This is a genomic window from Flavobacterium reichenbachii (assembly GCF_002217435.1).
Classification (GTDB): Bacteria; Bacteroidota; Bacteroidia; order Flavobacteriales; family Flavobacteriaceae; genus Flavobacterium; species Flavobacterium reichenbachii.
Window position 1 is genome coordinate 250,671 of the sequence record NZ_MUHF01000007.1, and the last position, 14,848, is coordinate 265,518.

Consider the following 14,848-nt stretch of genomic DNA (forward strand, 5'->3'; position numbering starts at 1 on the left):
TTCAAAGAAACAAAGTTACAAAGGCGCAAAGGTTTTATTCTTTGCGCCTTTTTCTCTCTTGCAGATTTAGCAGATCTTGCTGATTTTTGTTCATATTCTATCTAAAAATAATCTGCCTAATCTGCTAAATCAGCGAGAGAAAAAAAACATTGTTCCTTAGTACCTTTGCAGCAAAATTGCAGCTAAATAAAAATTGCCTGAAATGTCTAATTAGATTATCTTTGCACTTCAAATAAAGAAAATAGTATGTTTGATAATTTAAGTGAAAAGTTAGATAAAGCGTTCCATATATTAAAAGGGCACGGTAAAATTACAGAAGTAAACGTTGCCGATACTTTAAAAGAAGTTCGTCGTGCGTTACTTGATGCCGATGTTAACTTTAAGATTGCTAAAGATTTTACAACCAAAGTAAAAGAAAAAGCAATCGGTCAGGATGTATTAACAACGCTTCAGCCAGGACAATTATTAGTAAAGTTAGTTAAAGACGAACTGACTGAATTAATGGGAGGAGATGTTGCAGGTGTTAACCTTTCCGGAAACCCAAGCATTATTTTAATGTCTGGACTTCAGGGGTCTGGTAAAACAACTTTCTCAGGAAAACTAGCTAATTTCTTAAAAACTAAGAAAAACAAAAAGCCGCTTTTAGTAGCTTGTGATATCTACCGTCCTGCGGCGATTAACCAGCTGCATGTAGTGGGAGACCAAATAGGTGTTGAGGTTTACTCAGAACCAGAAAATAAAAATCCTGTAGAAATTGCTCAAAACGCAATCAAACATGCAAAAGCAAACGGTTTCAATGTTGTAATTGTCGATACGGCAGGACGTTTGGCTGTAGATCAGGAAATGATGGACGAGATTGCACGTGTACACAAAGCAATCCAGCCGCAAGAAACCTTGTTTGTTGTCGATTCTATGACAGGACAAGATGCTGTAAATACAGCAAAAGCTTTCAACGATATCTTAAACTTTGATGGAGTTATTCTAACAAAATTAGATGGTGATACTCGTGGTGGAGCTGCAATTTCGATTAAATCGGTTGTAAACAAACCAATCAAATTTGTGGGTACAGGCGAAAAGATGGATGCAATTGATGTATTCTATCCAGATCGTATGGCTGAGCGTATTTTGGGTATGGGAGACGTTGTGTCTCTTGTAGAAAGAGCTCAAGAGCAGTTTGATGAAGAAGAAGCAAGAAAACTTCAAAAGAAAATCGCCAAAAACGAATTCGGTTTTGATGACTTCTTAACGCAGATTCAGCAGGTTAAGAAAATGGGTAATATGAAAGACTTGGTCGGAATGATTCCAGGTGCTTCAAAAGCCATGAAAGATGTAGAAATAGAAGATGATGCCTTTAAGCATATAGAAGCAATTATTCACTCGATGACACCAATCGAAAGAAGCAAGCCGGCCATTATCGACGTAAAAAGGAAAGCCAGAATCGCAAAAGGTTCAGGAACCAAAGTTGAGCAGGTAAATCAGTTAATGAAGCAGTTTGACCAAATGAGCAAAATGATGAAGATGATGCAGGGTCCGGGCGGAAAAAACCTGATGAAAATGATGGGAGGCATGAAAGGAATGCCAGGCGGAATGCCGAGATAATAAAATTAAAAGTTTCAAGTTTCAGGTTTCAAGTTGTGAGCCTGAAATTTGAAACTTTTTTCAATAAATAAAAATAGTTTCGCTCCAACTTGAAATCTGAAACTTGAAACAAAAATTAAACCTGAAACAAAAAACTAATGCAACTACTAGACGGTAAAAAAACATCTGAAGACATTAAAAACGAAATCGCAGCCGAAGTTCAAGCTATAAAAGATGCTGGAGGAAAAGTACCTCATTTGGCAGCAGTTATTGTGGGAACAAACGGGGCAAGTTTAACTTACGTAGGAAGTAAAGTAAAATCTTGCCAGCAAATTGGATTCGATTCGACTTTGGTTGCTTTGCCGGAAACCATTACCGAAGAAGAATTGCTTAATAAAATCAAAGAATTGAACGAAGACGATAACCTGGATGGGTTTATTGTACAATTGCCTTTGCCAAAGCACATAAACGAAGAAAAAATTCTATTGGCGATTGATCCAAACAAAGATGTAGACGGTTTTCACCCAACAAACTTTGGAAGAATGGCATTAGAAATGGAAACTTTTATTCCAGCAACGCCATTCGGAATCATGCAGTTATTAGAACGTTACAAAGTAGAAACTGCCGGAAAACATACCGTGGTTATTGGAAGAAGCCATATCGTGGGCCGTCCAATGAGTATTTTAATGAGCCGTAAAGGAAATCCGGGAGACTCAACAGTTACGCTTACACACAGCCGTACTAAAAACTTAGCCGAATTTACTAAAAATGCCGATATTATAATTACAGCCTTAGGAGTTCCAGAATTTCTAAAAGGAGATATGGTTAAAGACGGAGTTGTTATTATAGACGTTGGAATTACACGTGTAGATGATGCATCAAACTCAAAAGGATATGTTATAAAAGGCGATGTCGATTTTGACGAAGTAAGTAAAAAAGCATCTTTTATTACGCCAGTTCCTGGTGGAGTAGGACCAATGACAATTGCAATGCTGCTTAAAAATACACTTTTAGCACGTAAAATGCGAAGCGCAAAAAAATAATATTTCTTTCAAATAATATATGCAAAGCCTATTCGATCGAGTAGGCTTTTTTTATGGCACGGCTTTTTAAACACATAGAAACATTGAATTTAATTTTTATAAAAGAATATAAAAAGAGAACAAATTTCTCTAACATAGTTGACACTAATTATGTTTGTTTAAAAAAAAGCGAAACTCCTTTTTTTAGTTGCAGTATTTATGTTTCTATGCGTTAAAAAATCTGCCAAAGTTCCATTTTTAATATATAATTAATATTATAAACTTTTGGTTCTTAAAAATAAAAGATACTTTTGCACCACTTAAAAAACACTTCTCCAAATGGACGATTATTATTATTCGTTAGTATTAAATTAAGCAGCTTTTGAAAAATTTCAAAACGCTGCGATAACACCCTGTATTTTGAAATGAAAGCCTTTTACACAAACAACAACGGATTACTAGAAATCCCAAAATGGACTTCAAACTGCTGGATCAATATCGAAGATCCAACAGAAACAGAAAAAAAATATTTACTCGAAGAACTTAAAATTCCCGAAGCATTTTACAACGACATTGAAGATATTGACGAACGCCCTCGTATAGAAATCGAAGACGGCTGGACATTGATTATCATGCGCGTTCCTATAAAAAGCGGCGATATAAAACTCCCTTTTCAGACCATTCCGCTTGGCGTTATTTTCAAAGGCGAAATCTGCGTAACCATTACTTTTTATAAAACAGAAATCATAGCCGATTTTGTATTGTATTCTCAACGCAAAAATATCGAAATAAAAGACAACCCTGATTTGGTGCTGCGATTGCTGCTTTCATCCAGTGTCTGGTATTTAAAATATCTAAAACAAGTCAATCAAAAAATAAAACTTGCAGAAGACAATTTAGAGAAATCCATCAAAAACGAAGAATTGCAGGCATTGCTCCAAATCGAAAAATGTCTGGTATTCTTTATTACCTCCCTAAAAGCAAATGATGTTTTGTTTCAACGCATAAAAAACCTTAAAGCGCATAAAGCAGATTACGATTCAGATTTATTAGAAGATGTCGAAATAGAATTAAGCCAGGCGCAGGATACTGCCAATATTTACAGCAATATCCTAACCGGAATGATGGATGCTTACGCTTCTGTAATTTCAAACAACATGAATAACATCATGAAACAAATGACTTCAATTTCTATTATTTTAATGATTCCCACTCTAATCGCAAGTTTGTACGGAATGAACGTGCCAAACGGCTTAGAAGAAAGCAAATACGGAATCTGGATTCTCCTTCTGGTTTCCGTTATCTTATCAACCTTCGGAGTCTTTTTATTCAAAAGAAGACGATGGTTTTAAAATTTATAAAATAACAATTATAATAGCCTGTTCTGTAAGAGCGGGCTATTTGTTTTCATAGTTTGGGCGTGACCTTATCTGCATAAAGGCNNGCCTTTATGCAGATAAGGTCGGGCTATCCGTACTGCTTCGGCAGCTTACTTCTATCCCTCACGCAGCTTTACGTAATCAAGACCTCTTATTACTACAATCCCGAAGCTTAGCAACAACTTCTAAGCTTAAAATTCTGAGTCAATAAATAAATGTGAGTTTTTAGTTTGTCATTTAAAAATAAAATATAACTTTGCACTTCAAAGTACTTTATTTATGAATCAGAAGCATCAAGAAGATTTAGCACATATTCGTTCCATGATGGAGCGCTCTTCCAGATTTATATCCTTAAGCGGGCTTTCAGGAGTTTTTGCGGGGCTTTCAGCTTTAATTGGCGGTATATATGTTTACCAGCTATTTAAAGCAAAAGGAATGGATTACTTAAATGATGAGCATAGATTGTATTCTGCTGATCTGGTTAAAGAATTATTTTGGACAGGCGTTGTAATTTTAGTTTTTGCATTTCTATTCGGAATGTTTTTTACCGTTAGAAAAAGCCGAAAATACAATCTGCCGATCTGGACTTCGGCAACAAAAAACATGTTATTCAATCTTGCATTTCCGCTTTTGACCGGTGGAATATTTTGTTTAGCTTTAATGTATCATGGATATTTTGGTTTAGTTGCACCTTCGACTTTAATATTTTACGGACTTGCAGTTATAAATGCTGAAAAATATACCTTTTCAGATGTAAAATATTTAGGATTTTCTGAACTAATTTTAGGATGTATTTCGCTTTTTTATATCGGATATGGCTTGCTTTTCTGGATCTTAGGATTTGGAATCCTGCATATTATATACGGATTAGTGATGTTCAAAAAATATAAATAAGCCAATGGGGATTATTGATAAATTAAATAAAGATTTCGAAAGCCGCGTCAGATTAGGTATTATGTCTATTCTGATTGTAAACGAATGGATTGACTTTACCGAAATGAAAACTATTCTGGATATCACAGACGGTAATTTGGCAAGTCATTCCTCGGCTCTGGAGAAAGCACAGTATATTGAAATTAAAAAAGAATTTGTCGGGAAAAAACCGAAAACATCATACAAAGTTACAGATCTTGGACGCGCAGCTTTTAAAGAGCACTTAAACAGTCTCGAAAAATTAATGAAATTCTAATAACTATATTTTTTTACCTAAATACTTTGAAATACAAAGTACTTTTAAAATCTAAAACCATGAAAAAAATCCATTTTATTTTAGTCTGCAGTGTCATTTTTACATTGCTTTTTTACAATGAGTCAATAGGAGTCAATCTCGCTATTTTTGGTCTGGTATTAACTGGTCTGATTTGTTACTATTTTCAGGATCGATTTACAGAAAGACTGCATTTATTTCTGGTAACAGCTTCCGTTTTATCTTGTGTAGCCTTTGCCTGGTATGGCGATTTTGTCTCTTTTTTAGCTTTGGCATTCTCCATTCTTTTTTTACAGTTAAAAACACAGCATAACGAACTTAAAGTAGTGCAGTTTTTTCCCGTTGCATTGATAAATCCCATTGCTTCTTTAGGCCGCATATTAATGTTCAGTCAATGGATTCCGCAGCGAAGAGTCAATAACAATTTTGCTAAAAAATTAATCGCCTACATCGTCATTCCAATGATATTCTTAGGATTATTTTCTATCGTATACTCTTTTGGAAGCGACCACTTTTCGGCTTTATTTACAGATTACACTTTAGATATTGATATTTTTCAATTGATTTTAATTGGAGCTCTCGGCTTTTATATTTCTTTCAACTTTTGGAATTTCTGGGTGCCGGACGCCTATTTTGAATTTAACTCAAAACTCGATAATGATTTTAACAGCGAAATTGAAGTGAACACAGAAAATACTTTTTCTTTTCTGGATCGTGACTTCGAAAGAAAGAGCGGCGAAATAACTTTATTACTTCTAAATTGCCTGCTTTTAGTTTTTATCGCAGTCTACAATTATGAGCAGTTTTTTGAAATTAAAGAAACGGTAATAAAAATGTCGAAATTAAGTGCAGCAACACACGAAAGAGTAAATTCTGTTATTTTCTCTATAGTTATGGCCGTTGGAGTGATCTTATTTTATTTTAAAGGCGGATTTAATTTTGATGAAAAAGCCTCAAAACTAAAAAGACTGGCAAAACTCTGGATTGTTTTAAACGGTGCTTTAATCGTCAGCACCATAATTAAAAATTCAGAATATGTATCTTATTTTGGTTTAACGTATAAAAGATTGGGAGTTTACGCTTTTCTAATCTTAGCCATTATTGGTTTAACTTTTACTTTTCTAAAAATAAAAAAGCAAAAAACAAATGCTTATTTAGTCAATCAAATGATCTGGTATTTTTATGGAACTGTTCTTTTGTGCAGTTTTGTAAATTGGGGAAATCTGATTACGAATTATAATATTTCTGTGCAGAAAGGTTTAGATCCTGGATTCTTGAACACTTTAAATTTTAATGATGACGATCTCAATGCCTATTTCTCGAAACAAAATATTGACAAAAATTTAATTAACAAATCCAAAGAAGCAGAAATCAACAGAAACATGAACAATTCTTTCCTTTCAAAAGCTTTATATTACGAAACCGTAAATGTAAAAAAGTAACCCTTTAATTTTTTTTAGTTTGTTTGTAGATCCCATTGTCTTAGAGATAATGGGATTTTTTTTAATCATTTCAGAAGTAATAAGTTATAAAAGGGATCCTTATATATTGTAAGAATAATAACAAGTTGTATAAAAAACTTTACTATATTTGATTTGTAAAAATTTTCAATCATTTTTGATTGCGCGTTTTATTAAAAGCTTTTTTTATTACCCCAAAATAATAAGTTTCCACTTAATAAATAATCTCATGAAAGAAAATTCCTCATCTATTACACAAAGAATTGATCCTCCTGGATTTGAAATCGGACAATTTAAAAAATGTAAACCGCGCGGTTTAATAACATTTCCTGAAAACAAATCCAAAGCCCTTATGTCACCGCTTGTTGAAGCTGTTTACATCAACGAAATCCTTAGTATAACAACCATTATTTTTGTACCTCCTTTTGAAGACAAAAGTGCGCTGGATCTTAAAATTTATCAAAATTGGTACAGCAATATCGAAGGAATTCCACAGCTTCAGTTTTTTGTCACTTATGATATGTCCGAATCAGTTTCTAAAGATTTTTTAGTCTATGAAGTTACTTTTGACGCCGAAAGTAAGCCTTTTGAAGAAAAATTATCTAAGGTAAAAACGATTCAGACTTTTCTCTGGGATGTAGATCCAATTGCCTCCAGAGGAACGGTTACAAATGTGCAGACACAAGATTAGTCTCTACTAAAAAATGCAAAAAGAACTTTATAGATATTAGAATCTATTTATAAAGTTCTTTTTTGTAATAACTAAGATTCAGAAAAAAAGATAATTAAAAAAAATAATGATAAAAACTAAAATAGGTGTCATTTTACTTTTGTTCTTTATCCCTCTTTTTCTTTTTTCTCAAAAACATGTTCAATTCGACAGTCTATTTAATAAACAGATAAAAACTAAATCCGAAAAATTTAAAGAAGATCTCAATTTTAAAAAAGCACATTTGTTTTTTGTTGAAAAAAATTGGGATTCTACTTTGGTTTATTCTGGAAAACAGTTGAATAATGCGCCTAATAACGAACTGAGAGAATATAGTTTATATTTTAGAGGAGTAAGTTTTAAGAACAAAAAACTTTTTAAAGAAGCAGAAAAAGAGCTTAATAAAATCAGTAGTGATTTTGAGTTTTATTATAAAGTAAGAATCAAACTGGGAGAAATTGCAGTAGAGCAAAAACAGTATAATAAAGCATTACAGTATTTTCAGGGAATTTTAAAAGAAACTGACAAAGCAGTTTATGATTTAAAAAAAAGTGTAATACTGCACAATATCGGATTGTGTTATCTGCATCTTACTAAATTTGACAAAGCCGAAGAATATCTTTTTCGTAGTGCAGATTTGCAAAAAGCAGAAAAAGATACCTTATTACTCATTGGTTCTTATATGGATATTGCAACCTTATACTATGAGCAATATAAGGATCAGCTGGCAATTCCGTATTTTGAAAAAGCATATAATTTGTCAAAAAATGTAAAGTCATTTGAGTTGAAACAAAATTCAACTATGAATATGGCTGTGATAGAAGAAAATAGAAAAAACTTTGCTGCAGCTTTGGCATACAGAAAAGAATATGAAACCTGGAAGGATTCCCTAAACGATCAAAATAAAGTTTGGGCAATTGCAGATCTCGAAAAGAAGTTTGCTGTAAAAGAAAAACAAAAAGAAGTAAATATTTTAGAAGCTGAAAACAAACTAAAAGCAGCAGAAAGAAATGGGTTTATTATCTCTTCTGTTTTATTGCTTTTGCTGCTCGGAGGCGGAATTTATTTGTACAAGCAAAAAAATAAAACGAGCAAAATAATTCTGGAACAGAAAAATGAACTGGATATATTAAATGCAGCAAAAGACAAAATGTTCTCTATTGTAAGCCATGATTTGAGGTCTTCTGTCAATGCTTTAAAAAGATCAAACACTAAATTGTTAGAAAATCTCGAATCAAAAAACTTTGCTGCATTAGATGCGTTACTCCATCAGAATAGTGCTATAACAAATGAAACCTATAATTTGTTAGAGAATTTATTAAACTGGGCATTAGTACAGACTAAACAGGTTTATTTTCATCAGGAATCGCTGCATCTTCATTCTATAGTAGAACAAGTTCAATACAATTACACGGCATTGGCTGCTAATAAAAATATTAGTCTTGAAAATAGTGTTTCAATAGACGAATATGTTTATGCCGATTTAGATTCGCTTAAAATAATTATCAGGAATTTGATAGACAATGCTATAAAATTTACAAATCCAAACGGCTTTATTTCCATTTATTCAAGACATAGCGATAATGAAAACTGTTGTCTGGTAATTGAGGATTCGGGTATTGGTATGAATGCTTTGATTAGAAATTCTATTTTAAATCCTGCAGCAATAGTTTCAAAAAAAGATAAAGATGAATTTGTGGGAACAGCTCTTGGTCTGCAATTATGCAAAAGTTTGATCATCAAAAATGAAGGTCAACTGGAAATTGAAAGTGAAGAGAATAAAGGAACAAAAATGATTATAATACTGCCCCAGGCTAAATAAACGTGGATACAATTAATATTTTACTTATTGAAGACAATCAGGAAGAAAGTGATTTACTTGCTGCTATTCTAAAAGCTAATGATTATAATGTTGTAGGTATTGCTTCGACCTATAAAGAAGCCTTAGTGCTTTTTTACAATAACAGCGTAGATGTTATCATTATTGATATTTATCTTCAAGGCAAACCAGATGGTGTTGCATTTGCAGAAACAATCAGCATTGTTCCAGATGCGTTGCGGCCTTTTGTTTTTTTAACAAGCTCAAAAGACCGCGAAATTTTTGATCGCGCAAAACTTACCAAGCCTTTTAGTTTTTTGATAAAACCGTACAATGAGCTGGAACTTTTGTACGCGCTCGAAATGGCGGTTGAGAAATTTTATGAGCAGCAAAATGTATTGACAGGCAAAACTCAGAATGCCGTTGTAAGCGATAAATACCTTTTTATCAAAAAAAATAAAGCATTGAAAAAAGTTCGGACAGAAGATATTTCTTATGTTGAAGTCGAGGATCGCTATTGCAATATAATTACAGAAAACGAAAAATTCGTAATTCTGATTTCATTAACCAAGATTCTGGAAGTTTTGGATCCTGTAAAATTTATTCGAACACACAGAAATTATATTGTAAACTCAAATAAAATTATCGAAATCGTTTTGAGTGATAATTTAGTAATCTTACAAGGAAATTATAATGTAACGCTAAGCGAAAAATATAAAGACTTAGTGAGTAAATTTAAAATATTAAAATAAAGGGCAGTTATAAAATAACGACCCTTTTGATAATTTGTATTTTAATAATCCCCTTTTTTCTTAAATCTGGGATCATGTTTTGAAATAAATTCAGTTCTGCGTTTTGGAGTTTCTGGTTTAGGTAAACTAGCTTCTTCAGTTTTGCTTGATGGTTCAATTAAATGATTTAATTCCTTAATTTCTGCATCGGTCAAATCACGATATCGCCCAACAGGAACATCCAGCGAAATATTGATAATTCTTATACGTTTTAATGCCGTTACATCATAACCCAAGTATTCGCACATTCTTCGAATCTGGCGGTTCAAACCTTGTGTCAGGATAATCTTGAACGTATTCTTGCTGATTTGCTCTACTTTACATTTTCTCGTAACAGTATCCAGAATCGGAACACCATTTCCCATTCGTTGAATAAAACGTTCTGTAATTGGTTTGTTAACCGTTACCGTATATTCCTTTTCGTGGTTGTTTCTGGCGCGTAAAATCTTGTTTACAATATCACCATCATTTGTCATAAAAATTAATCCTTCACTGGCTTTATCCAATCTTCCGATCGGGAAAATACGTTTAGGATAATTGATATAATCGACAATATTATTTCTAACCTCTAAATTGGTTGTACATTCAATTCCCACAGGTTTATTAAAAGCCAGATAAACCAATTTTTCATGTTTCTCTACAATTAATTTTCCATCAATGCGTACTTCATCATCTGGAGAAACCTTTGTTCCCATTTCCGGCACAGTGCCATTTATTGTTACACGTCCTTCTTCAATAAGTTTATCGGCTTCACGACGCGAACAATAGCCTGTTTCTCCAATAAATTTATTAAGACGTTTTAAATTCTCTTCCATACTGCAAAAGTAGTCAAAATTTGCATGTTAGACTTTAGATTTTAGTTTTAGATTGATGAAAAGTGGCACTGTCGTCTGGCGCTTCCTTGCGGTCAAACATTCCGTAATCTCGTTTTACGTCGGCAATTCGCAAATGATAATCTCGAAAGATTTCTTCACGTCCTTTAAATTGAGCAAATCTGTGCATTTCCAGATTTCTCCATTTCTGAATACTTTCTTCATCCCGCCAAAACGATAAGGACAAAACTTTTTCAGGATCGCTAAAACTCTGAAATCTTTCTATCGAAATAAATCCGTCTATTTTGTCCAGTTCTGGTCTTAATTGTGCCGCAATATTTAAATACTCTTCTTTTTTTCCTTCGTTCGGAATAACTTCAAAAATTACTGCTATCATGTTGTTTTATTTAAAAGTGAAATCCAAATTGCTTTAGGCAGTCTGGCATTTATCATAGGTTCGTAGTCAATTTTGTTTTCTAAAAGTACTATGTTGTAATTGCTGAATAAATAGTATAAAGTTTCTGTTGCGAGATTAATCGAGAAATACTTCGCCAGACACATATGTCCGCCAATTCCAAAAGTTAGATGTTCCTGATTGTTATTTCTTTCCGTGTCAAAAATCAACGGATTTACAAATTGCTTCGGATCAATATTTGCACTGGCCAAAACAACTAAAATCGAATCGTTTTTTTTAATTAAAAATTCATCCAGCTGAATGTCTTCTGCCGCAATTCTTCTTGTGTTTTGAATAGGCGAATTAAATCGTAAAGTTTCTATGACCATTTTTTCTATCCAGGTTTTATCAACTTTAATTTTAGAACTATTTTCTTTAGAAAGAAGCTCTAATAACGAATTACTCAAAAGTCCTCTGCAGGCATCATAACTCTGAATAAGCAGTCCAATTAAATTTGAAATACAGATTGAAATGGTTTCTTCTATTGAAATTTTATGCGATTTAGAAATCTTCGAGATTAAATCATCGTAAAAAGGGAGCGTAACAATATGTCGTACCGTAATTGAATAGATTTTTTCTGAAATCTCATTAATGATTTTTATGTCTTCATTTGTTTTATTCGGCTGCATTATTTTAACCAGAACTGCTATTTTTTCAATAATAAAATTAGAATCTTTATCATTAAAATTAAAGCTTTTTAAAACAGTGCAAATGGGTAATTTTTTGCAAACCAAATCAACCCAGTTTATTTGATTTGGAGAAGATTTACTATCAAGTAATTCTTTTATGATTATTTCTATGCCGATGCTTTTCATATTTGAAAAAAGGATAAAAGCAGTTTCTTTTGCAATCTCATGATGGATTCCGTTTGATAATCGAGCCAGGTTTTCAATTATTAGTAAGGCATATTGGTTAAGGTTATCATCTGGAGCGAGTGAAGGAATATGCACATTTGTATTTTTTAATAGTGCAGTGCAATATTGATAAGTGTAAACCGCCCAGATTTTATTCTCTTCATCCCAATAGACAGGATTTTTTTCTATCATTTTTTGATAAAAAGAATGCGGATTTTCAATTTCAGATTGTAAAAATAAAGCTGGCATAAGATATTGTTTTTAGCAAAGTTATTTAACTTTACAACACAACACTTCAGCATGGACTTAACTATCATTACATAAATGGAAGATCAATTTATAAAAACAGCGGCGTTAATTGGTGATCCGACCCGAGCTCTGATTATGTGGACATTGCTGGACGGAAAAGCCTTTACAGCTACAGAACTTTCTATTGCTGTTAATACTTCGCCGCAAAATATAAGCATGCATTTGGCTAAACTTTTAGATGCTGGTTTATTGGTAGTAGAGAAACAGGGAAGGCATAAATATTACAGATTTTCAAATAAAGATGTTGCCTATGCAATCGAGGCGCTCGCAAGTCTGATTCCGAAAGTCAATCCTCAAAAAAGCAAACCAGAAATGCATTCGCCAATAAAACATTGTAGAACCTGTTACGATCATCTAGCCGGAAAAATTGGTGTGGCTCTTGCCGAAAGTCTTTTAGAACAAAAAATAATCCTCGATTTGGATCATAAATTTGAAGTGACTCCAGAAGGAATAAAATGGTTTTCTGATTTCGGAATAAATTTAGAAGATTTAAAAAAACAGAGACGTTTGTTCCTGAAACCTTGTTTGGATTGGAGTGAAAGAAAAAATCATATTGCAGGTTCTGTCGGAGCTTCTTTACTTGATAAAATGATTACAGAAGATTGGCTGAGAAGAACGAAAGATTCGAGAGCAATACAAATTACCGGAAAAGGAGAAAAAGAATTATTGAAGTATTTTAAAATAGTTATTTAGGCAAAGGAGACTTCTTAGAATTTTAGCAAAAACTAAAAAAATATTTTTTAGTTTAAATATCAGAACCTCAGAACCCTTTATTCAGAAAATAAAAACTCAATTACTTTCTGATACAATTCATCATCGTGCATTCCGTGGCCTATTCCTTTAGTTTCTATAAACTGGCTGTTTCTCCAATTACTTGCAATTTTCTTTCCTTCTTCAATTGCTACAATATTATCTGCAGTATCGTGGGCAACTAAACCTGGAATATTAAATCCGGAAGCGAATTTTTTTCCTGAAAAATCTTCAAGCTTAAAATTGAAACGATCGGCAAAACGACTTTCTAAAAGCGAAAACATTTTGGTATTTAAGCTCAGCATAGAAACATAATTGTCAATCAGAATTTTTAAATCTGAAGGCGCTCCCAAAATCACCATTTTATTGATGCTGGTATTCGGAAACAAATATTGATGATAAACGCACGCAGCACCGCCAATAGAATGGCCGATAATCATAGTGGGCTGATATTTTTCTACTGCTTTATTAATGAATTCGGCATAAAGCGGCACATTAAATTCTTTACCGCTGCTTTGCCCGTGAGCCGGAGCATCGATTGCGATAATAGTACTTCCTGATTTTTGCAGATAAGGCAGCGTTTTTTTCCATCGGGATGCATTACTTTCCCATCCGTGAACGAGTAAAATTTTAGTGTCATTCCCTTTCCATACATAAGTCTGAAAGTGGTGTTCATTATGATGAAACGTTTCTGTTTCCGTATTTTGAAGTATTTTTGGAAGTTTGTCCTTTTGTAATCTTCCAATTCTGGGCTGGCTAAATAAAGCATAAGACAGTGCTAAAGCTTTTTGCGGGCGGACATAACTTAAGATGTTAATGTAAGATCCAACCGATTTTAATGTAATAAAACGAATACCTTCTTTAAGTCCCAAAGCGTTTGATTTATTATAAAAAAAGCCTCGAATTTCGAGGCTTTCAATTATTTAGATTTTTGAGAACAATTGTTCCATTTTTTCTTTTTCTTCTTCAGCTAAAGCGCTGTCAACCAAAATTCTTCCAGAGTGCTCATCAGTGATGATTTTCTTTCTTGAAGCGATTTCAACCTGAGTTTGCGGCGGAATAGTGAAAAATGATCCTGCAGATGCACCTCTTTCAATAGATACAACAGCCAAACCATTACGAACACTAGTTCTAATTCTTGTGTAAGCAGCTAATAATCTGTCTTCGATTTGTGAAGCATATTCAGCAGATTTCTCAGTTAAGAAGATTTCTTCTTTTTGAGTTTCTGCCATAATCGCATCCAATTCAGATTTTTTATGTTTTAAATGAGAACTTTTTGCGTCAAGTTTTTCTTTTAAATTAGAAATAACTTCTTTTTTATGTTCTATAGAAGCTTTCATTTCTTTGATTTGCTTTTCAGCCAATTGAATTTCTAATTCTTGAAATTCAACTTCTTTTGTCAAAGAATTAAATTCTCTGTTGTTACGAACTGATTCTTGTTGTTTTGTGTATTTTTTAATAACCTCCTTATGCTCCTCAATAGCAATTTTCTTTGCTTTGATTTGCTCCTCAACCACCTCAAGTTCACCTTTCAGTTTCTCTGAACGAGTGCTCAAACCTGCAACTTCATCTTCTAAATCTTCCACTTCTAAAGGAAGTTCTCCTCGTACGTTTCTGATCTCGTCAATTCTAGAGTCAATAAGCTGTAAATCGTATATTGCTCTTAACTTGTCCTCAACACTTAATTCTTTCGTATTCGCCATA

15 protein-coding genes are annotated in these 14,848 nt (G+C 33.1%); 10 read left to right on the forward strand and 5 right to left on the reverse strand.

Going from position 1 to position 14,848, the window contains the following annotated elements; genetic code table 11:
- The first annotated feature begins 246 nt into the window (after positions 1-246).
- The 9 genes from ffh to B0A68_RS08020 all read left to right on the forward strand — a co-directional run bounded on the left by ffh (position 247) and on the right by B0A68_RS08020 (position 9,926).
- Entirely contained in the window at positions 247-1,599 is a 1,353-nt protein-coding gene (gene ffh / locus B0A68_RS07980) for a signal recognition particle protein (RefSeq protein ID WP_035682264.1), read from the forward strand.
- Positions 1,600-1,736: 137 nt separating this feature from the next.
- The gene (locus tag B0A68_RS07985; protein ID WP_035682262.1) at positions 1,737-2,621 is read left to right on the forward strand and encodes a bifunctional 5,10-methylenetetrahydrofolate dehydrogenase/5,10-methenyltetrahydrofolate cyclohydrolase; all 885 of its coding nucleotides are present in this window, start codon (positions 1,737-1,739) and stop codon (positions 2,619-2,621) included.
- 404 nt (positions 2,622-3,025) lie between these two features.
- On the forward strand, positions 3,026-3,952 hold the full coding sequence (locus B0A68_RS07990) for a magnesium transporter CorA family protein (RefSeq protein ID WP_035682259.1): 927 nt from the start codon (positions 3,026-3,028) through the stop codon (positions 3,950-3,952).
- A gap of 306 nt (positions 3,953-4,258) precedes the next feature.
- Positions 4,259-4,873, forward strand: coding sequence for a hypothetical protein (locus B0A68_RS07995; RefSeq protein ID WP_035682257.1), 615 nt, complete (start codon positions 4,259-4,261; stop codon positions 4,871-4,873).
- A gap of 4 nt (positions 4,874-4,877) precedes the next feature.
- Positions 4,878-5,168 (forward strand): winged helix-turn-helix domain-containing protein, encoded by a 291-nt coding sequence (locus B0A68_RS08000; protein WP_035682255.1) that lies wholly within the window; start codon positions 4,878-4,880, stop codon positions 5,166-5,168.
- 59 nt (positions 5,169-5,227) lie between these two features.
- Entirely contained in the window at positions 5,228-6,628 is a 1,401-nt protein-coding gene (locus B0A68_RS08005; RefSeq protein WP_035682253.1) for a DUF4153 domain-containing protein, read from the forward strand.
- 247 nt (positions 6,629-6,875) lie between these two features.
- On the forward strand, positions 6,876-7,337 hold the full coding sequence (locus tag B0A68_RS08010) for a hypothetical protein (RefSeq protein WP_035682251.1): 462 nt from the start codon (positions 6,876-6,878) through the stop codon (positions 7,335-7,337).
- A 262-nt stretch (positions 7,338-7,599) separates the two neighbouring features.
- Positions 7,600-9,177, forward strand: coding sequence for a tetratricopeptide repeat-containing sensor histidine kinase (locus B0A68_RS08015; protein ID WP_240475230.1), 1,578 nt, complete (start codon positions 7,600-7,602; stop codon positions 9,175-9,177).
- A gap of 2 nt (positions 9,178-9,179) precedes the next feature.
- On the forward strand, positions 9,180-9,926 hold the full coding sequence (locus B0A68_RS08020; protein WP_035682246.1) for a LytR/AlgR family response regulator transcription factor: 747 nt from the start codon (positions 9,180-9,182) through the stop codon (positions 9,924-9,926).
- Positions 9,927-9,967: 41 nt separating this feature from the next.
- Here the strand turns inward: B0A68_RS08020 and rluF are convergent, their stop codons facing one another.
- From rluF to B0A68_RS08035, 3 genes are read right to left on the reverse strand one after another with little or no spacing between them, the layout of a single operon-like run.
- A complete protein-coding gene (rluF, locus tag B0A68_RS08025; protein ID WP_035682244.1) occupies positions 9,968-10,780 on the reverse strand; it encodes a 23S rRNA pseudouridine(2604) synthase RluF in 813 nt (270 codons plus the stop codon).
- Between the two features lie 34 nt (positions 10,781-10,814).
- Positions 10,815-11,174, reverse strand: a complete 360-nt coding sequence (locus B0A68_RS08030) for an antibiotic biosynthesis monooxygenase family protein (RefSeq protein ID WP_035682241.1) — start codon at positions 11,172-11,174, stop codon at positions 10,815-10,817.
- The gene (locus tag B0A68_RS08035; protein WP_035682237.1) at positions 11,171-12,334 is read right to left on the reverse strand and encodes a cytochrome P450; all 1,164 of its coding nucleotides are present in this window, start codon (positions 12,332-12,334) and stop codon (positions 11,171-11,173) included. The genes B0A68_RS08030 and B0A68_RS08035 overlap by 4 nt, the downstream gene beginning before the upstream one ends.
- A 75-nt stretch (positions 12,335-12,409) precedes the next feature.
- Between B0A68_RS08035 and B0A68_RS08040 the strand changes: the two genes are divergently transcribed.
- A complete protein-coding gene (locus tag B0A68_RS08040) occupies positions 12,410-13,087 on the forward strand; it encodes an ArsR/SmtB family transcription factor (protein ID WP_035682235.1) in 678 nt (225 codons plus the stop codon).
- 77 nt (positions 13,088-13,164) lie between these two features.
- Here the strand turns inward: B0A68_RS08040 and B0A68_RS08045 are convergent, their stop codons facing one another.
- A complete protein-coding gene (locus tag B0A68_RS08045; protein WP_035682232.1) occupies positions 13,165-14,016 on the reverse strand; it encodes an alpha/beta fold hydrolase in 852 nt (283 codons plus the stop codon).
- Between the two features lie 51 nt (positions 14,017-14,067).
- A complete protein-coding gene (locus B0A68_RS08050; RefSeq protein WP_035682229.1) occupies positions 14,068-14,847 on the reverse strand; it encodes a zinc ribbon domain-containing protein in 780 nt (259 codons plus the stop codon).
- Between the last annotated feature and the right edge of the window lies 1 nt (position 14,848).